20 protein-coding genes and 1 riboswitch are annotated in these 18,151 nt (G+C 65.7%); of the genes, 9 read left to right on the forward strand and 11 right to left on the reverse strand.

The genetic code is table 11. From position 1 onward, the window contains the following. Nucleotides 1-261 precede the first annotated feature (261 nt). The 4 genes from AC1DR6_RS21825 to thiC all read left to right on the forward strand — a co-directional run bounded on the left by AC1DR6_RS21825 (nt 262) and on the right by thiC (nt 4,062). On the forward strand, nt 262-1,269 hold the full coding sequence (locus AC1DR6_RS21825; RefSeq protein ID WP_476831376.1) for an OmpA family protein: 1,008 nt from the start codon (nt 262-264) through the stop codon (nt 1,267-1,269). A 114-nt stretch (nt 1,270-1,383) separates the two neighbouring features. Further along, nucleotides 1,384-1,629, forward strand: coding sequence for a hypothetical protein (locus AC1DR6_RS21830; protein WP_476831377.1), 246 nt, complete (start codon nt 1,384-1,386; stop codon nt 1,627-1,629). An 87-nt stretch (nt 1,630-1,716) separates the two neighbouring features. Beyond that, complete coding sequence (locus tag AC1DR6_RS21835; protein WP_476831378.1) at nt 1,717-1,875, forward strand: hypothetical protein; 159 nt, start codon at nt 1,717-1,719, stop codon at nt 1,873-1,875. Between the two features lie 99 nt (nt 1,876-1,974). Next, a riboswitch (TPP riboswitch) is annotated at nt 1,975-2,077 on the forward strand. Nucleotides 2,078-2,154: 77 nt separating this feature from the next. Beyond that, nucleotides 2,155-4,062, forward strand: coding sequence for a phosphomethylpyrimidine synthase ThiC (gene thiC / locus AC1DR6_RS21840; protein WP_476831379.1), 1,908 nt, complete (start codon nt 2,155-2,157; stop codon nt 4,060-4,062). Between the two features lie 63 nt (nt 4,063-4,125). On the opposite strand, the gene AC1DR6_RS21845 is transcribed toward thiC, so the two are convergent. Beyond that, a complete protein-coding gene (locus AC1DR6_RS21845) occupies nt 4,126-4,995 on the reverse strand; it encodes a hypothetical protein (protein ID WP_476831380.1) in 870 nt (289 codons plus the stop codon). 334 nt (nt 4,996-5,329) lie between these two features. On the opposite strand from AC1DR6_RS21845, the gene dnaK reads away from it, so the two are divergent. Beyond that, on the forward strand, nt 5,330-7,243 hold the full coding sequence (gene dnaK, locus AC1DR6_RS21850) for a molecular chaperone DnaK (protein WP_476831381.1): 1,914 nt from the start codon (nt 5,330-5,332) through the stop codon (nt 7,241-7,243). A gap of 154 nt (nt 7,244-7,397) precedes the next feature. Beyond that, the gene (gene dnaJ / locus AC1DR6_RS21855) at nt 7,398-8,531 is read left to right on the forward strand and encodes a molecular chaperone DnaJ (RefSeq protein WP_476831382.1); all 1,134 of its coding nucleotides are present in this window, start codon (nt 7,398-7,400) and stop codon (nt 8,529-8,531) included. Nucleotides 8,532-8,609: 78 nt separating this feature from the next. Here dnaJ and AC1DR6_RS21860 read toward each other — a convergent pair whose 3' ends face one another. The 6 genes from AC1DR6_RS21860 to AC1DR6_RS21885 all read right to left on the reverse strand — a co-directional run bounded on the left by AC1DR6_RS21860 (nt 8,610) and on the right by AC1DR6_RS21885 (nt 12,262). After that, a complete protein-coding gene (locus AC1DR6_RS21860) occupies nt 8,610-8,801 on the reverse strand; it encodes a CsbD family protein (RefSeq protein WP_476831383.1) in 192 nt (63 codons plus the stop codon). A gap of 300 nt (nt 8,802-9,101) precedes the next feature. Further along, nucleotides 9,102-9,896, reverse strand: a complete 795-nt coding sequence (locus AC1DR6_RS21865) for a MetQ/NlpA family ABC transporter substrate-binding protein (protein ID WP_476831384.1) — start codon at nt 9,894-9,896, stop codon at nt 9,102-9,104. Between the two features lie 169 nt (nt 9,897-10,065). Next, nucleotides 10,066-10,731, reverse strand: a complete 666-nt coding sequence (locus AC1DR6_RS21870; protein WP_476831385.1) for a methionine ABC transporter permease — start codon at nt 10,729-10,731, stop codon at nt 10,066-10,068. Next, the gene (locus AC1DR6_RS21875) at nt 10,721-11,845 is read right to left on the reverse strand and encodes a methionine ABC transporter ATP-binding protein (RefSeq protein ID WP_476831386.1); all 1,125 of its coding nucleotides are present in this window, start codon (nt 11,843-11,845) and stop codon (nt 10,721-10,723) included. The genes AC1DR6_RS21870 and AC1DR6_RS21875 overlap by 11 nt, the downstream gene beginning before the upstream one ends. Before the next feature lie 7 nt (nt 11,846-11,852). Then, nucleotides 11,853-12,020 carry a hypothetical protein gene (locus AC1DR6_RS21880; RefSeq protein ID WP_476831387.1) on the reverse strand — a complete coding sequence of 56 codons (168 nt, stop codon included), beginning with the start codon at nt 12,018-12,020 and terminating at the stop codon, nt 11,853-11,855. Beyond that, a complete protein-coding gene (locus AC1DR6_RS21885; protein ID WP_476831388.1) occupies nt 12,017-12,262 on the reverse strand; it encodes a hypothetical protein in 246 nt (81 codons plus the stop codon). Before AC1DR6_RS21885 ends, AC1DR6_RS21880 begins: the two co-directional genes overlap by 4 nt. A gap of 419 nt (nt 12,263-12,681) precedes the next feature. Between AC1DR6_RS21885 and AC1DR6_RS21890 the strand changes: the two genes are divergently transcribed. Both AC1DR6_RS21890 and AC1DR6_RS21895 read left to right on the forward strand, forming a co-directional pair. Beyond that, nucleotides 12,682-13,071, forward strand: coding sequence for a hypothetical protein (locus tag AC1DR6_RS21890; protein WP_476831389.1), 390 nt, complete (start codon nt 12,682-12,684; stop codon nt 13,069-13,071). 101 nt (nt 13,072-13,172) lie between these two features. Continuing rightward, nucleotides 13,173-13,658 (forward strand): copper chaperone PCu(A)C, encoded by a 486-nt coding sequence (locus tag AC1DR6_RS21895; protein WP_476831390.1) that lies wholly within the window; start codon nt 13,173-13,175, stop codon nt 13,656-13,658. Between the two features lie 100 nt (nt 13,659-13,758). Here AC1DR6_RS21895 and AC1DR6_RS21900 read toward each other — a convergent pair whose 3' ends face one another. Both AC1DR6_RS21900 and AC1DR6_RS21905 read right to left on the reverse strand, forming a co-directional pair. Then, complete coding sequence (locus tag AC1DR6_RS21900; protein ID WP_476831391.1) at nt 13,759-14,688, reverse strand: dihydrodipicolinate synthase family protein; 930 nt, start codon at nt 14,686-14,688, stop codon at nt 13,759-13,761. A 24-nt stretch (nt 14,689-14,712) separates the two neighbouring features. Then, nucleotides 14,713-15,399: a fumarylacetoacetate hydrolase family protein gene (locus AC1DR6_RS21905; RefSeq protein WP_476831392.1), complete on the reverse strand. Its 687-nt coding sequence runs from the start codon at nt 15,397-15,399 to the stop codon at nt 14,713-14,715. Nucleotides 15,400-15,612: 213 nt separating this feature from the next. Here AC1DR6_RS21905 and AC1DR6_RS21910 point away from each other — a divergent pair, with 213 nt between their 5' ends. Beyond that, nucleotides 15,613-15,822 (forward strand): cold-shock protein, encoded by a 210-nt coding sequence (locus AC1DR6_RS21910; protein ID WP_476831393.1) that lies wholly within the window; start codon nt 15,613-15,615, stop codon nt 15,820-15,822. A gap of 233 nt (nt 15,823-16,055) precedes the next feature. On the opposite strand, the gene AC1DR6_RS21915 is transcribed toward AC1DR6_RS21910, so the two are convergent. Beyond that, a complete protein-coding gene (locus AC1DR6_RS21915; protein WP_476831394.1) occupies nt 16,056-17,294 on the reverse strand; it encodes a multidrug effflux MFS transporter in 1,239 nt (412 codons plus the stop codon). A 142-nt stretch (nt 17,295-17,436) separates the two neighbouring features. Beyond that, the gene (locus tag AC1DR6_RS21920; protein WP_476831395.1) at nt 17,437-18,066 is read right to left on the reverse strand and encodes a glutathione S-transferase family protein; all 630 of its coding nucleotides are present in this window, start codon (nt 18,064-18,066) and stop codon (nt 17,437-17,439) included. Nucleotides 18,067-18,151 lie beyond the last annotated feature (85 nt).

Here is an 18,151-nt window from a genome sequence, read left to right on the forward strand (position 1 = left end):
GCCCCCGCACCGGGTCAACCTGCTCGCCCCGTCCCGCCCGTGGGTCAGCCCGGCGGCCCCGCTCGGCCGGGAGCCGCGGCCCCTCTTGCTCCGCCGCCGGGGGCCGCTCCGCCACCGGCCGGCCAGCCGGGACGCCCGACTCCGCCTGAGGGTCAGCCTGGCGCGCCGGGGGCTCCCGTTGCGCCCGGCATCGCGCCCCAGGGTTCGGTTCCGCCCGGGCCGCCTCCGGGTGCTCTCGCGCCGGGTCAGTCGCCGGCTGGGTTGCCCGGCCAGCCGCCTCAGCGCGAGAGCCGTCGTGGCTTCTCGCCGGGCGTCGCGGCTGCGATCGGCGCGGGCGCTGGTCTCGTCGGCGGCATCATGGCGAGCCAGGGCGCGCAGCGTTTCGACGATATCCGTGCCAGCCGGCAAGAGCAGCGCGAGGGTGACGTCACCATCATCCGCGAGCCTGGCCGCACGATCATCCGCGACGATGACGGGACCGCGATCATCCGCCGCGACGAGGATCAGCGCTTCCGCGATCTCGGCTGGCAGGGCCGCTCCGAGCGCCGCGACGGCGAGACGCGCACGATCTTCGATCGGCCCGACGGCACGCGCATCGTCACCGTCACCGACGATCAGGGCCGGCTCGTCCGCCGCGTCCGCATGCAGCCTGATGGCCGCGAGGTGGTGATCATCGACAACACGATCCGGGGCGGCGGACCCGACCGGTACGGCGACGACATCGTCGTCCTCCCGCCACCGCCGCTGCAGATCCCGCGCGACCGCTACATCGTCGATGCGGACCAGGCCGATGAAGGGCTGATCTACGAGACCTTCGCGGCTCCGCCCGTCGCGCCGATCCCGCGTCGCTATACGCTGGACGAGGTGCGTTACTCGCCGGATCTGCGAGCCCGTATGCGCAGCGTCGATATCGACACGATCAACTTCGACAGCGGCTCATGGCAGATCCCGCAGGATCAGGCGCAGCGCCTCGCGGTGCTGTCGGCTTCGATCAAGCAGGTGCTGAAAAGCTCGCCCAACGAGGTCTTCATGGTCGAGGGCTACACCGACGCCGTCGGCTCCGACGTCGACAACCTGTCTTTGTCGGATCGTAGGGCCCAGTCGGTCGCCGAGGTCCTGACGCGCGACTTCCAGATTCCGCCGGAGAACCTGACCACCCAAGGTTACGGCGAGCAGTATCTGAAAGTGAACACGCAGGCCGCCTCACGCGAGAACCGGCGTGTCACGCTCCGGCGCATCACGCCGCTGCTGAACGGGCAGGGCGGCTGACCGTAACGCCGTCGCACCGAAAGAGGCCGCCTCCGGGCGGCCTCTTTTTTGGGTCGGAACCGGAGCACCGATTGCCTCGTTTCCTTGTCGAGGAAGCAAAAAGGAGGCGAGACCGTGAAATTCACTACCCTGTCCCTCGCCGGCGCTTTGGTCGCCGGCTCCTTCATCGCTCCGGCGCTGGCCCAGCCGCAGACCCCGTCACAGCCGCAGCCGCAAGTCAGACAGCGCGCGCCCGGCGTGCCGATGGCGCCCCGCGCCGATGTTGCGAGGTTGCGCGACCAGGGCGATCAGACGGAGCGCTCGCAGTCCGAGCGCAGCCCGCCGATGCCACGCGGCGTGCCATCGATCATCGCACCTTGAGCGTTTTCGTTCAGGGTTGAGAAAGATCGCGCTGGTATGCCCAAGCGCATGAGCGACAGCATCTCCACCGCGACGAGTTTGGTTGGCATGTCGAGCGCCGCAACGCAGCAGTCGCTCGGGCTGGAGATGGTCAAGCAGAACGCCCAAGCCGAGCAGAGCGTCGTCGACCTGCTCCAAAAAGGCGCCGACCAGGCGAAAGCGCTTTTGCCAGTCGGTCAGGGTGCGCAGGTCGATCTCTTCGCCTGACATCCTCGCCTGATATCCCTTGGTAGTGTTTGTGCAGCCGGCCTGGTCAGGCCGGCTTTTCTTTGTCGGTTGCGCAGTCTCGCCAAAAGCCTAATCTGGAACCGTTCCGAGGGGTGCTCGCAAGGGCTGAGATGGCGATAAGCCGAACCCATCGAACCTGATCCGGGTCATACCGGCGGAGGGACTGGAACGCGGATTGAGGCTCGTCCTCGCCCGCAGACAGCGACTGGACCGCTTTCGAACCCGGATCTCCTGACCTGACCAAGGAGGAGATCCCAGATGAACGTTCACACCAAGCCGCAGAAGAACAGCGTCAAGACGGCCCCGCAAAGCGTCACCACCGGCCCGATCATCGGCTCGCGCAAGATTTATGTCGCGCCGCCTGAGGACCCGACGATGCGGGTGCCGTTCCGCGAGGTGCAGCTGACGACCGGTTCCGAGACGCCTGTCCGGATCTACGATTCCTCGGGCCCCTTCACCGAGACCGATATCGCGATCGACCTGAATGCCGGCCTGCCGCAGCCGCGTCGGGCCTGGCTCGACCGGCAGGGTTTCCAGGTCGTCCCCGGCCGCATCGTCACCGGCGCCGATAACGGCCACATCAGCGCCGATCAGCTCGTCCCGGCCTGCCCGGCGCAGCGTCCGATTCTCGAGGCGAAGCCCGGCCAGATGGCGACGCAATACGAGTTCGCCAAGGCCGGCATCATCACGCCCGAGATGATCTATGTCGCCCACCGCGAGAATCTCGGCCGCACCGCGATGATGGAAGGCGCCCGCGAGCGCCATGCCGATGGCGAGAGCTTCGGCGCCGCCGTGCCGGAATTCGTGACGCCGGAATTCGTCCGCAGCGAGATCGCGCGCGGCCGCGCCATCATCCCGGCCAACATCAACCATCCCGAGCTGGAGCCGATGGCGATCGGCCGCAATTTCCTCGTCAAGATCAACGCCAATATCGGCAACTCGGCCGTGACCTCGGGTGCGGCCGAGGAGGTCGAGAAACTGGTCTGGGCGATCCGCTGGGGCGCGGACACCGTCATGGACCTGTCCACCGGCCGCAACATCCACAACATCCGCTCGTGGATTTTGCGCAATTCGCCGGTGCCGATCGGCACGGTGCCGATCTATCAGGCGCTGGAGAAGGTCGGCGGCGATCCGATCAAGCTCGACTGGGAGGTGTTCAAGGACACGCTGGTCGAACAGGCCGAGCAGGGCGTCGACTACTTCACCATCCATGCCGGCGTGCGCCTGCCTTACGTGCCGCTGACGGCCTCGCGCGTCACCGGCATCGTCTCGCGCGGTGGTTCGATCATGGCGCGCTGGTGCCTGGCGCACCACAAGGAGAGCTTCCTTTACGAGCGCTTCGACGAGATTTGCGACATCATGCGCAAATACGACGTCTCGTTCTCACTGGGCGACGGCCTGCGTCCGGGTTCGATCGCCGACGCCAATGACCGCGCCCAATTCGCCGAGCTGGAGACGCTGGGCGAGCTGACGCAGGTCGCCTGGAATAAGGGTTGCCAGGTCATGATCGAGGGCCCCGGCCATGTGCCGATGCACAAGATCAAGGAGAACATGGACAAGCAGCTGCGCGAATGCGGCGAAGCGCCGTTCTACACGCTCGGACCGCTGACGACCGACATCGCGCCGGGCTACGACCACATCACCTCGGGCATCGGTGCGGCGATGATCGGCTGGTATGGCTGCGCCATGCTTTGCTATGTCACGCCGAAGGAGCATCTCGGCCTACCCAACCGCGACGACGTCAAGACCGGCGTCATCACCTATCGCATCGCGGCGCACGCGGCCGATCTCGCCAAGGGCCATCCGGCTGCGAAAATCAGGGACGATGCGGTCTCCCGCGCCCGTTTCGAGTTTCGCTGGGAGGACCAGTTCAATCTCTCGCTGGATCCCGACACGGCGCGCTCGTTCCATGACGAGACGCTGCCGAAAGACGCCCACAAGGTCGCGCATTTCTGCTCGATGTGCGGGCCGAAATTCTGCTCGATGAAGATCACGCAGGATCTGCGCGCCGAGGTCCTCGCGATGAGCGACAACGAGCGCGCCAATCTCGAAGCGATGGCCTCCGATCAGGCATCGCGGAGCGAAATCCAGAAGGAAGGCATGGCGGCCAAGTCGAAGGAGTTTCTCGAAAAGGGCGCCAGCATCTATCTACCGGCAGCGGAATAAGCACCGGAACGGCTGCGGCACGCGTTGCAGCCGGCTGGAGCGGTGGCGTAAGGCCGCCCGCGACTATTCCGTCGGGACGGGCGATAGCGGCAATGGTTTGGGAGCCGCCGGGCGCGGCTTCGGCTTGCTCGCCGGCTTCGGCGCGGTGTCGAGGCCGAGCCGCGTGCGAAGTTCTGCGGCGCGGGCCTCGGTCAGTCGCGCGGTGCAGAAGCCGTATTGGGCCTCGCGCTGGAAATCGCGGCAGGCCATCTCGCGCTCGCCGGAAAACCCCGCCTGCTCGCGCGCGATGCTGCGCTGGTCGACGGCGTTCGCCTTGGCCGTGACGGTGCGATAGCCTTCGCGCACCGCACGCTCGGCCGCACCGCGTGCGCGCTCGGTCGCCTTGGCCTGCGCCGCCACGCTCGCAAGGTCTGGCCCCCAGAGTCCGCGCGGGTCGATCCGGCATTGCGCGGCTTCGACGACGCAGGGCTCCGTTGGCTCGACGACAAGGAATGCGCCGTCAAGCACGTCGAAGACGATCGGGCAGATCGGGGCTTCAAGGCGATAGCGCGGCACGCCCGCGGGGCGCCCCAGCGCGGAGAGCGCAACCGGCGCATCGCCGAAGGACACCGCACAAGGTTCACTGAGATTGGGAGGCTGGAAGCCGTCGAGATCGAGCTTCAGCCCATAGCCGGTGCCGATCTTCGTCAGCGTGGCAGAGCCGTGATTGCCGTTGCGGTGCAGCACCTTGCCGAGGAGGTCCTGCTCGGTCGCAACCCGGATCGCCGGCATGCTGTGCGTGCGCGGAGCCGCCGGCGCGCCCGGGGACGGAGGCAGGGCTTGCTGGGTGCCGGGCGCATTGAAGGGCTGCGCGCCCGGCAGTTGCAGCGGCTGCGCATTCGCGCCCGCGCCAAGCGCGATGAAAGCGGCCAAGCCTGCGAAGAGGTGCCTCACAGTTCGCATCGGATCCCTGCAAAACCTCGATCGGACAGGCTTGATCCCCCGCAGCGGCCTTCGCAAGGGCCAGCGGGACACACCGGCGCGGGAAATGGCGGTAATCGCCGCTTAAGCTCGCTTTCGGCTCGTGCTTTCTTAATCGGCTCGCCTGTCTTGCAAGGGCGGGAACACCCTCACTATATACCGGCCCAAGGGGCGGTCTGAACCACCGTCAAACGTGGAATGCCGGTTCGTTCGCCGCTGAAGCGGGGACGGGGCGGTCCATGGGCCGGCAAGCGCTGCACATCGCGGCGCGGGCCGGCGATCTGCTCAATCGAAAGGGATCCCATCCATGGGTAAAGTTATTGGTATCGACCTCGGCACGACCAACAGCTGCGTTGCAGTGATGGAAGGCTCGACGCCGAAGGTCATCGAGAATTCGGAAGGCGCCCGCACCACCCCGTCGATCGTCGCGATCACGGACGATGGCGAGCGCCTCGTCGGCCAGCCGGCCAAGCGCCAGGCGGTCACCAATCCGGAGCGCACCTTCTTCGCGATCAAGCGCCTCATCGGCCGCACCTACGACGATCCGATGACGCAGAAGGATTTGAGCCTCGTTCCCTACCGGATAGCCAAGGCGCCGAACGGCGACGCCTGGGTCGCGGCGGACGGCAAGGATTATTCGCCCTCGCAGATCTCGGCCTTCATCCTCACCAAGATGAAGGAGACGGCGGAATCCTATCTCGGCACCCCGGTGACGCAGGCCGTCATCACCGTTCCCGCCTATTTCAATGACGCCCAGCGTCAGGCCACCAAGGACGCCGGCAAGATCGCCGGCCTTGAAGTCCTGCGCATCATCAACGAGCCGACCGCGGCTGCGCTCGCCTACGGTCTCGACAAGAAGACGACCGGCACGATCGCGGTCTACGACCTCGGCGGCGGCACCTTCGACGTCTCGGTGCTCGAGATCGGCGACGGCGTGTTCGAGGTGAAGTCGACCAATGGCGACACCTTCCTCGGCGGCGAGGACTTCGACATGCGTCTGGTCGAGTATCTCGCGGACGAGTTCAAGAAGGAGCAGGGCATTGACCTGAAGAAGGACAAGCTCGCCCTTCAGCGCCTCAAGGAAGCGGCCGAAAAAGCCAAGATCGAGCTTTCGACCACGGCCCAGACCGAGATCAACCTGCCCTACATCACGGCCGATGCATCCGGTCCCAAGCACCTCGCCATCAAGCTCTCGCGCTCCAAGTTCGAGAGCCTGGTCGATGATCTGGTCCAGCGCACCATCGAGCCTTGCCGCAAGGCGCTCAAGGATGCCGGCATCTCGGCGGGCCAGATCGACGAGGTCGTGCTCGTCGGCGGCATGACGCGCATGCCGAAGGTCCAGGAGGTCGTGAAGCAGTTCTTCGGCAAGGAGCCGCATAAGGGCGTCAACCCGGACGAAGTCGTTGCCATCGGCGCCGCGATTCAGGCCGGCGTCCTCCAGGGCGACGTCAAGGACGTGCTGCTGCTCGACGTGACCCCGCTCTCGCTTGGCATCGAAACGCTGGGCGGCGTGTTCACCCGCTTGATCGACCGCAACACCACGATCCCGACCAAGAAGAGCCAGGTCTTCTCCACCGCCGAGGACAACCAGAACGCGGTGACGATCCGGGTCTTCCAGGGCGAGCGCGAGATGGCGGCCGACAACAAGGTGCTCGGCCAGTTCGACCTGATGGGCATCCCGCCGGCCCCGCGCGGCATGCCGCAGATCGAGGTGACCTTCGACATCGACGCCAACGGCATCGTCTCGGTGACGGCGAAGGACAAGGCCACCAACAAGGAGCAGCAGATCAAGATCCAGGCTTCCGGTGGTCTCAGCGATGCCGACATCCAGAAGATGGTGAAGGATGCCGAGGCCAATGCGTCGGAGGACAAGAAGCGCCGCGAGGTGGTCGAGGCGAAGAACCAGGGCGAAAGCCTGGTGCATTCGACCGAGAAGTCGCTGAAGGACTATGGCGACAAGGTCTCGCAGGCCGACAAGTCGGCGATCGAGACGGCGGTCGAGGAGCTTAAGGCTGCACTTGCCGGGGACGACGCCGAGGCGATCAAGACCCGCACCAACGAGGTCATGCAGTCCTCGATGAAGCTTGGCGAGGCGATGTATGCCGCCAGCCAGACCGAGGGTGCTGCGGCCGAAGATGGCCATGCCGAGGAAGCCAAGAAAGACGACGTCATCGACGCCGACTTCAAGGACGTCTCGGACGACAAGAAGAAGAGCGCGTAATCGCGCGCTGATCGACGAGGACATGATGGCCGGGCTTGACCCGGCCATTGCGTTCGCAGATGGCGTCGCTGCATGGGCGATGATGCCTTGAACGACAGGGCCGGGCCGGCGAGCCCGGCCCTGTCGCGCCAGGCCACAAGGACACAACGTTTCGATGTCGAAGCGCGATTATTACGAGGTTCTCGGCGTCAGCCGCACGGTGACGGAGGTTGAGCTCAAGGGCTCCTTCCGCAAGCTGGCGATGCAGCATCATCCCGACAAGAATCCGGGAGACGTGCAGGCCGAGATCAAGTTCAAGGAAATCAACGAGGCCTATCAGGTCCTCTCCGACGGCCAGAAGCGGGCGCTCTACGACCGCCATGGCCACGCCGCCTTCGAGAATGGCGGCGGGGGTGGTGCCGGCGGCAATCCGGATTTCTCCGACTTCATGTCGGACATCTTCGATTCCTTTTTCGGCGATGCCCGGCGCGGCGGCGCGAAGGGCGCCAACGGCCGCGAGCGTGGGGCCGATCTGCGCTACAACCTCGAGGTCGGGCTGGAGGACGCCTTCACCGGCAAGAACGCCTCGATCCGCGTCCCCACCTCCGTATCGTGCGAATCCTGTTCGGGGACCGGCGCGAATCCCGGCTCCAAGACGCGGCAGTGCCCGACCTGTGGCGGCCATGGCCGGGTGCGGGCCAATCAGGGCTTCTTCTCGGTCGAACGCACCTGCCCGACCTGCAATGGTCGCGGCGAGGTGATCGACGACCCCTGCAAGAACTGCCAGGGCGCAGGCCGCGTCACGCGCGAGCGGACGCTCTCGGTCAACATCCCGGCCGGTGTCGAGGACGGAACGCGCATCCGGTTGGCAGGGGAGGGCGAGGCCGGCTTGCGCGGCGGGCCGGCGGGCGACCTCTACATCTTCCTGTCGATCAAGCCGCACGCGATCTTCCAGCGCGACGGCGCCGATTTGTTCTGCAGGGTGCCGATCGGACTGGTTTCGGCCGCGCTCGGGGGCGAGATCGAGGTGCCGACGCTGTCGGGCGAGCAGGCACGGGTCAAGGTTCCGGAAGGGACCCAGACCGGCAAGCAGTTCCGCCTGAAGGGCAAAGGTATGAGCGTCCTACGCTCACGCGAAACCGGCGATCTCTATATTCAGGTCGTGATCGAGACACCCCAGAAGCTCAACGCGCGGCAGCGCGAACTTCTGGAGGAATTCGAGCGTGAAAGCTCCCACAACAACCATCCGGAAACCGCCGGTTTCTTCGGGCGCGTGAAGGACTTTCTGGGCGGCCTCGGCACCGCCTGACCGCCGCCGCCTTGAGAGACACACAACGAAAAGGGCCGCCCTGCTGGGCGGCCCTTTCCGATTCTAGTCAGGCTTGGATCAGGCCTTGTCGACGACGTTCTTCACGGCGTCCTTGCCCTTGCCGACGGCCTGCTGAGCTTCGCCCTTGAGCTCCTGCGCCTTGCCCTCGGCTTCCCATTCCGGCTTGTTCACGGCCTTGCCAGCAGCCTGCTTGACGTTGCCAGCGGCTTCGTTGGCCATGCCCTTGATCTTGTCGGTCGTGCTGCTCATGGCACTTAATCCTTCAATTCGAATGCCGCCCCTGCGGCTTGCCGCTAAGAAACCTGCCTGCCCGAAAAAGGTTCCGGCGCGCTTTGGGCAGGTCTTCGTTCGCACCCTGTCGCGGCTGTCGAACCCGAGAGACGTCGATGCTTACGGAAAACGAGACGCCGGATCATCGTGGCACTGCGGCCGCTGGGCCGGTCATGGCGATCAGACGTCCCGGTTGCTGACCAAGCAAAGAAAAGCCCCGGATGCGGGTCGCATCCGGGGCAGGTGCCCGGCCGATCGGGGCCGGGTGGGGAGGAGAGGTTACCAGCCCGCCAGCACGGCGCCCTTGAAGCGCTCGGCGACGAAGGCCTTGATCTCGGGCGTGTGGTAGGTGTCGACCAGCGTCTTGACCCAGGGCTTGTCCTTGTCGACGCTGCGGACGGCGATGACGTTGACATAAGGGCCTTTGGCGTCCTCGCGCAGGATGGCAGAGGCCGGGTCGATCTTGGCGTCGACCGCATAGTTCGTGTTGATCGCGGCAGCGGCGACGTCGGCGAGCGAGCGCGGCGTCTGAGCGGCCTCGATCTCGATGATCTTCAGCTTCTTCGGGTTGGTGGTGATGTCGGCCGGACCCGGCTTGAAGCCGACACCGTCCTTGAGCTTGATGATGCCCTTGTCCTGCAGCAGCAGCAGCGAGCGCCCGCCATTGGTCGGGTCGTTCTGGATCGCGACGCTGGAGCCATCCGGCACCTCGGCCCAGCTCTTGTACTTCGACGAGTAGATGCCGAGCGGAAAGTTCACGGTCAGGCCCACGCTCTCGATCTTGAAGCCGCGATCCTTCACCTGATTGTCGAGATAGGGCTGGTTCTGGAAGGAATTCGCCTCCAGCTCGCCGGCGTCGAGCGCCTGGTTAGGCACCACATAATCCGAGAATTCGATGATCTTGAGATCGATGCCCTTCGCGGCGAGAAGCGGCTTCACCTTCTCGAGGATTTCAGCATGAGGACCCGGCGAGACGCCGATGCGCACGATCTGCGGGGTCTGGGCCAGCGCCGGCGTGGCAAGCGTCAAGGCTAGGCCGGCGGCGAGCGTGGCGCGGCGGGTGAAGGTGGACATGGGCTGTTCCTTTATGTGGGGGATGTCTTTCAGCCCTCATCCTGAGGAGGCCCATAGGGCCGTCTCGAAGGAAGGTTCAGGAGTCTCTGGAACCATCTTGAGCATCCTTCGAGACGCGCTCTACGAGCGCTCCTCAGGATGAGGGCTGAGTGTGGTTTGGCATGGAAGTTCAGACGTGGCGCAGGCGCTTGTTCAGCCGGCGCGAGAGACGGTCGCCGAGGCTTTGTACGGCCTGGACGAGGACGATCAGCACGGCGACGACCGCAGCCATCACCTCGGGCATGAAGCGCTGGTAGCCGTAGCGGATGCCGAGATCGCCCAGTCCGCCGCCGCCGACCGCGCCGACCATGGCGGAGAAGCCGATCAGGCTGACGATGGCGAGCGTCAGGCCGAGCACGATCGCCGGCAGCGCCTCCGGCACCAGCACCTTGCGCACGATCTGGACGGGGCTCGCTCCCATGGCGCGGGCCGCCTCGACGAGACCCTGGTCGACCTCGCGGATCGCGCCTTCGATCAGCCGGGCGATGAACGGAATGGACGCGACCGTCAGCGGGACGATTGCTGCCGTGGTGCCAATCGAGGTTCCGGCGACAAGCCGGGTGAACGGAATGATCGCGACGACGAGGATGATGAACGGCGTCGAGCGCGTCGCGTTGACCAGTGTGCCGAGCAGCAGGTTGGCGGCAGGCGCCGAGAACAGCTCGCCACGACGGCTGGTCGCAAGGAAGACGCCGAGCGGCAGGCCGACCAAAGTGCCGATCCCGGCCGCGATCGCGACCATCGTCAGCGTGTCGAGCGTCGCCTGCCCGATCAGGCGGATGATCTCAGGAGACATGGCCGACGACCTCCGCCTTGAGTTCGAGGTTCTTGAGGGCGGCCAGCACCGCCTCGCTCTCCGGCAGCCGCGCCGGAACCGAGACCAGCAGACTGCCGAAGGGCCGCCCGGCAATGGCATCGATCCGGCCGGCCAGGATGTTGACGTCGACGCCCACCACCGAACTGAGCCGGCTGATGACGGGCGCCGTGGCATTCTCGCCGGTGAAGGTGATGCGCAGCACGAGGCTGTCCCCCGCCCGTGTCTGCTGCCTGATCCGGCCTTCGAGATGCGCCGGAAGTTCGACGCCGGTCACGGCCTCGACGAAGCGCGCGGTGGTCGGGTGTTGCGGATCGGTGAAGACGGAGAAGGTCTCGCCCTCCTCGACGATGCGCCCGTCCTCGATCACCGCGACCCGGTCGCAGATTTCCTTGATGACCGGGATTTCATGGGTGATCAGCAGGATGGTGATGCCAAGGTCGCGGTTGACCTGGCGAAGCAACGTCAGGATCGAGCGCGTCGTCTCCGGGTCGAGCGCCGAGGTCGCCTCGTCGCAGAGCAGCACCTTAGGGTCAGTAGCGAGAGCCCGAGCGATACCGACACGCTGCTTTTGCCCGCCGGAGAGCTCGGCAGGATAGCGCCCGTGCTTGTCGGAAAGACCGACGAGCGCCAGCAATTTCTCGACCTTGGCCCTGATCGCGGTCTTCGGTGTCCCGGCGATTTCCAGCGGCAGCGCGACATTGTCGAACACAGTGCGCGACGACAGCAGGTTGAAATGCTGGAAGATCATGCCGATCCGACGGCGCTGGCGGCGCCAGTCGCGCTCGTCGAGCCCCGTGACGTCGTCGCCATCGATCGACAGACGGCCTTCGGTGGCTTTTTCCAGCCCGTTCACAAGCCGGATCAGCGTGGATTTCCCGGCGCCCGAGCGGCCGATGACGCCGAAGATCGCGCCCGCCGGCACCGACAGGTCGATGCTGGAAAGCGCGGTCACGTCGGGCTGTCCGCCACGTCCCGGATAGGTCTTGCCGACCTGCTCGAAACGGATGGCGGGTTTCGCGAGGGCGAAGGGCTCCGCTCCAGCTAAGGGTTTGGCGCCGATGCCGAACGCATCGGGTTTGACGGGGGCGTTCATCATGACCTCAGAAATGCGGATGGCAGGGCCACTCGCTGTCGCGGAGCTGCTCCAGCGTCACGGCCCGCAGAGCGTGCCGACGGGCGTCGTCCATCGAAGCCGGCACGCGAACCGGCTGGGCGAACCAGCCGGTCGCGGCACGCCAGAGGGCGAGGAGGGCGGAGATCCGGCTCACGACGCCAACCGGAAACCGAGGGCCCGGCTAGGGCTCGCCAGCAACCGCGCGGCATGCTCGGCCGCGCCCGGCGTGGCGAAGCGGTGCCCGTCCAGCGCGCGGAAGCTGGCATCGGCCGCGATGAAGGTGAAGAACAGCTCGTCCTCGCGTCGGTTGACGAGCCCCGCTTGGGTCTCGCCGACCTCGATGACATAGGCCTGCTGTGCCGGACTGTGCCGGCTGGTCGAAGAAAGAGCTGTCATGGATTTAGCCTCTGCGCCGCGTGGCGGCCTCGATGATGAAGACGGGGGACTAGAAGGCGGGCGGGTGGCCCGGCTGTCTCAGCGTCGACAACAGCGGCAGAAGCGCAAAGGGTTCGGAAAATTCTGTACAATGGTCATGTTCGTCTCCTCGATCTGGAGCCCACGACCCGGTCGTGGCGCTTTAGCATTTGGTGACGCGGTGCAAGCTGCTCGCTCAAATCTCCGCGGCTGACGGGTAACCCCGCAAGCACATCCAATCTGGAACGAGGCGTCCTGTTTGTCAATCTCGTCGTTCTTTTAAAGAAACGGGCTCTCGGAGAAGATTATTCTCTGCCGCTGGTTGCAAACGTCATGTCGGGCTGAAACGGCGGGGCATCTCGCCGCTTGACGGCACGGCGAAAGCGAAGGCTATTGCGCGCATGATCGCTGCCCGCGACAGCCTGCTGGCCCGCCTGCGCCGCTCCGTCCTCGGAGCCTGGCTGGCCTGCGCCTATGCGCTGGCGGTCCTGGCGGCCGCGCTGTCTCCGGTACCGGCACTGGCCTTCGGGATGGAGCCCGGCGCCGTGCTCTGCTCGGGCGCGCCGATCCCTGACGACGGGGGAAATGGTGCGCCATCCGCGCCGCTCGGTGATCTCGGCCATTGCAAGGGCTGCTCGCATAACCCGGTTCTCGCCGCACCGCCGGTGCTGGCGGTCGGAATCGCAATGCGGCAGGCGCATGATCTTGCGCCGCTGCCGTTCGTCTCTGCGAGCCTTCCTCAGGGTTCGGTTCGCGGCCTGCCGCGATCGCGCGCGCCGCCTTTGGCCTGACGCGCATTTTCTTCGTTCGCTGACACCATCCCGGACGATGCGCGCTGCGCAGTCCGGCTCCCGTTCACGGCCGCCTCACGGCCGGCTTCAAGGATATTACAATGAATTATGCTCGTTTCGCCGCGGTAGGCGCCTTCGCGCTCGCGGCCTCCTGCGCCTCTCTGGTCGCCTCCGCTCACAGCTTCAAGGCCGGTGCCCTGCAGATCGGCCACCCCTGGTCGCGCGCCACGCCCAATGGCGCCAAGGTCGGCGGCGGCTATCTCTCGATCGAGAATACGGGCTCGACGCCGGACCGGCTGGTTTCGGTCTCGGTGCCCTTCGCCGCCCGCGCGGAGATTCACGACATGCAGGTCAAGGACGGCGTCATGACCATGCGCCCGATGGAAAAAGGCGTCGAGATCGCGCCCGGCCAGAAGGTCGAGTTCAAGCCCGGAGGCTACCACATCATGTTCATGGACCTGAAAGAGCCGCTCAAGATGGGTGAGATGATGAAGGGCACGCTCACCTTCGAAAAGGCCGGCACCGTGGATGTCGAGTTCAAGGTCGACTCGATCGCCGCCAAGGGCGACGAGCACAAGGGCCACTAGCCGAAACGCAAGGCGTCATGCTCGGGCCTGACCCGAGCATCTCTTGCCGGAGTTTCTCGGGTCGCTGCTCGGCAGCGCCCGAGAATGACGGCCCGGTCGTTCAGATCCTCGCCCTCGAATCGTGCCTGGCGATACGCCCGAGCAGATAGTCAACCTCGGCCCGCGCGGCCGCACTCAAGCTGGAGCCAGGCTTGCGTTGGGCGTCGTGGGCGAGGATGCCCCGCTTCATCATCGTGTATTTGCGAACCGCCAGCCCCACGCCCTGCTGCTGCTCGTAACGCATCAGCGGCAGATGCGCGTCGAAGATGTCATGCGCCGCGTCGCGCTGGCCGGCCTTTTGCAGCCGGACCACATCGATCAGCAGCTCCGGGAAGGCATAGCCGGTATTGGCCCCGTCGACGCCGCGCTCCATTTCGAAATCGAGGAAGAGCCCGCCATTGCCGGTCAGGATCGAGATCGGCCGCAAGCTGCCCTCCGCCTGGAATTTGCGCAGAGTCGAAATCTTCTCGAGCCCCGGCCAGTCCTCGTGCTTGAGCATCACGCAGGATGGGTTGTCCTGCACGATCCTGCGGATCACCGCAGGTGTCATCACCACCGACAATGTCAGCGGATAATCCTGGATGACGAAGGGGATATCGCTGCCGATCGCCTCGACCGCCTGCGCATAGTAGCCGGTGATCTGGTCGTCGGTGCGAAGCGAGGTCGGCGGCGCGATCATCACGCCGCCGGCGCCCAGCTCCATCACCTGCCGGGCAAGCGAACGCATGGCCGCAAAGCCCGGCGCGGAGACGCCGACGATGATCGGCTTGCCCGAAAGCCTGGCCACGGCACGCTTCACGAGCTCGACCGATTCCTCCGGTTCGAGCTTGGGCGCCTCGCCCATGATGCCGAGAACGGTGGCGCCATCGGCGCCGATCTCGCGATAGAAGTCGAAGAGCCGGTCGGCGGACATCCAGTCGATGCTGCCGTCCGGGTTGAACGGCGTCGGCGCGATCGGGAAGACGCCCGAGGCGTCGGGGGTCAGGGCCATGGGTTCAAATCCTCGCGCTTGCGATCAGGCGATGCGGGTGCGCACGGTGCCGACGCCGGCGATCTCGCCTTCCAGCACGTCGCCCTTGTCGACGGCGGCGACGCCCTCGGGCGTGCCGGTGAAGATCAGGTCGCCAGGCTTCAGCTCGACGAGGCTGGAGAGATAGCTGATCGTCTCCTCGACGTTCCAGATCTGCTTGGCGAGGTCGGAGGTCTGCCGCACGGTGCCGTTGACGGTGAGTTCGATCTTGCCCGCGCTGGGGTGGCCCGACTGCGCCGCCGGCACGATCTCGCCGACAGGGCCGGAAAGGTCGAAGCCCTTTGACATGTCCCAGGGGCGTCCGGTCTTCTTGGCGGCGTTCTGGAGGTCGCGGCGCGTCATATCGAGCCCGGCCGCATAGCCGTAGACATGCGCGAGCGCCTCCGATTCCGGGATGTCCCTGCCACCCGTGCCGATCGCGACGACGAGCTCCATCTCGTGGTGGAGGTCCTTCGTCTTGGTCGGATAGGGCATGTCGGCGCCGTTGATCAGCAGCGCGTCGGCCGGCTTGGTGAAGAAGAACGGCTCCTCGCGGTCCGGGTCACCGCCCATTTCGCGGGTGTGCTCGGCATAATTGCGACCGACGCAGAACACCCGGCGAACCGGGAAGGCTCCGCCGCCGGCGACCGGGACCGAGACGATGGCGGGCGGATCGATCACATAGTTGGTCATGGCGGCTCCCTTGGGCTGGCCTGCGTTCATGCGGGAGAGCCATCGCGCCCGCAAGGTCTGCCTGTTCGCAGCGGGGCTGCGCTGCCGGCAACCCGGCCGACGCTCTTCGCACTCGCGGAAAGGTTTGTGCGGCGCGGCATTGCAACCGGCGCGGATTGCCTCATAGACTGCCTTGCCGGGATGGTCCGGCAGCTATGACCGGAAGGAATGCAAGTGAGCACGGGAACCGTCAAATGGTTCAACGAGACCAAGGGCTACGGCTTCATCACGCCCGATGAGGGCGGAACCGACATCTTCGTCCATGTCAGCGCCGTCGAGCGCTCGGGCCTGCGCAGCCTGAACGAAGGCCAGAAGATTTCCTTCGACCTCGAGCCCGATCGCAAGACAGGCAAGAATGCGGCAGTGAATCTCAAGGTCGCGTGAGCGATCCTGTTATGCGGGACTGCGAACGGCGGCGACATCGCGTCCCGAGCCACGGCGAATCCTGAACGCTTCGGCTAGAGCATCGGACCGAAAAGGGGAATCCACTTTTCGGAGAAATCCGATGCTCCAGCGATAGGATAGAGCATCGTGACCGCGTCCGTTGGACGCGCGATGGTCTGAGACGATTCCGGGCAGATCCGTCGCCAAGGGCGGCGGAAGGATGACAAAGCGGCTCAGCTGCGCCCCGGCGCCGGGTTGAACAGGCGCCCTTTCTCGACGAACAGCACGATCGCCAGCGCGACCAGGCCGCAGAGCGAGAAGCCGAGCGTGATCGGCACGATCGTCCCGTCGAAATGCTGGCCGATATAGAAGCCGAGCAGCGCTCCGACCACGGTCGTGACGAAGCCCTGGATCGAGGACGCCGTGCCCGCGACATGGCCGAGCGGATCCATCGCAAGCGCCCCGAAATTGGGGCCGATCAGGCCGAAGCAGAACATCGCCGCACCTTGGAACAGCGCGAAGCTGACGAGCGATTCATGGCCGGACAGCGCCAGCAGCGCATGGGCGCCGGTCAGCACGATGTAGCCGATCAGCGCGCCATGCGAGACGCGGCGCATGCCCAGCCGTCCGACGATCTTGGAATTCACCAGAGAGGCCGCCGCCATGAACAGCGCAATGCCGGCGAAGATCGTGGTGAACAGCTCCGGCGCATGGAACACGTCGACGAAGACCTGCTGCGCCGAATTGATGAAGCCGAACAATCCGCCGAGCACGAAGGCCATCGCCAGCATGTAGCCGACGCCGACGCGGCTCGTCAGCGTGGTGCGGAACGCAGCCGAGACATTGGCGAAGTCGATCGCCTTGCGGTCCTCGATCCGCTGGGTCTCGGGCAGCTTGAACAGCACCCAAATCATCACAACGCTCGCGAAACTGGTCAGAATGCCGAAAATCCAGCGCCATGGCGCGACCCAGAGAATCGCCTGGCCGATCGAGGGGGCCAGGATCGGCACGGCCAGGAAGACGATCATCGCCAGCGACATCACCCGCGCCATCTCGCGGCCTGAATAGCAGTCGCGCACGATGGAGACGACGAGCACCCGCGTCGCGGCGGCGCCGACACCCTGCACCACGCGCGCGACCATCATGGTCTCGAACGAACCGGCGAAAGCGGCGGCCACGCTGGCCACGATATAGACCGCCAGCCCCGTCAACAGCACCGGCCGGCGGCCGTAACGATCCGAGATCGTGCCGTAAAAAATCTGCGAGACGCCGAAGCCGAGCAGATAGGCCGTGATGATCCACTGACGCTGGTTGGCCTCGGCGATGCCGAGCGCTTCCGCCATTTGCGGCAGCGCGGGCAGCATCGAATCGATCGCGAGCGCGTTCGTCGCCATCAAGGCGGCGGCGAGACCCACGAAAGGATAAAAGCCCATGCCGTGGCGCGGCCGGGCGATGGCGGACATGTCGTTCATGGCTAATCTTGCTTGGGGGCCGCACGAAACGGTGCAGACAGGGGCTGAGGCCCCACGATTCCCTGAACTCTAGATCCGCTGCCGGCGAGCGGCAAGTCGCCAGGCGGGCGGCTTGCCATGCGCTGCACGCGCTGCGCGTGGCTCATCCGGCCTTTTTCATCGCGGCCATGGCGGCCTCGTCGATCTCATGGGCTCGCCGTGCGGCCTGTCGTTGGGACAGCCTCGATGCATAGGCCTCGAAGGCGGGCCGTTTCGCGATGGAGCCAAACTGCAGGCCCCACTGGATATGCGAGCCGACATAGACATCCGCCGCGCTGAAGCGGTCGCCAGCGATGTATTCGCTTTGCGAAACCGCCTCTTCCAGCGTGTCCATCACGGTCGCGAAGCTGCCGTAGCCGATCGACATTTCCCGCTCCGGCGGCACCTCGAACCCGAAGGCCTTGTTGGTCACGGCCGCCTCCACCGGTCCGGCGGCGAAGAACATCCAGCGATAATAGGCGCCGCGGTCGCCAGTTGCCGGCGCCAGCCCCGCCTCGGGAAAGGCATCGGCGAGATAGGCGCAGATCGCGGCGCATTCGGTCACGACGGTCCTGCCATGAACGAGGGCCGGCACCTTGCCCATTGGGTTGATCGCTTTGTAGGCAGGGCCTTTCATCGCATCGCCATAGCCGAGGATCTCGGTGCGGTAGGGCTGCCCCACTTCCTCCAGCATCCAGCGGGCGATACGTCCGCGCGACATCGGGTTGGTGTAGAGAACGAGTTCCTCGGCCATGCGGTCCTCCCAGGTTGAATGGTGTGAGGCCGCTTTTAGAGCGGCTGCGGCCCGATGCCGTCAGGAGCAGACCTGACGCTCTCTG

The organism is Allobosea sp. P5_A5, assembly GCF_056400625.1.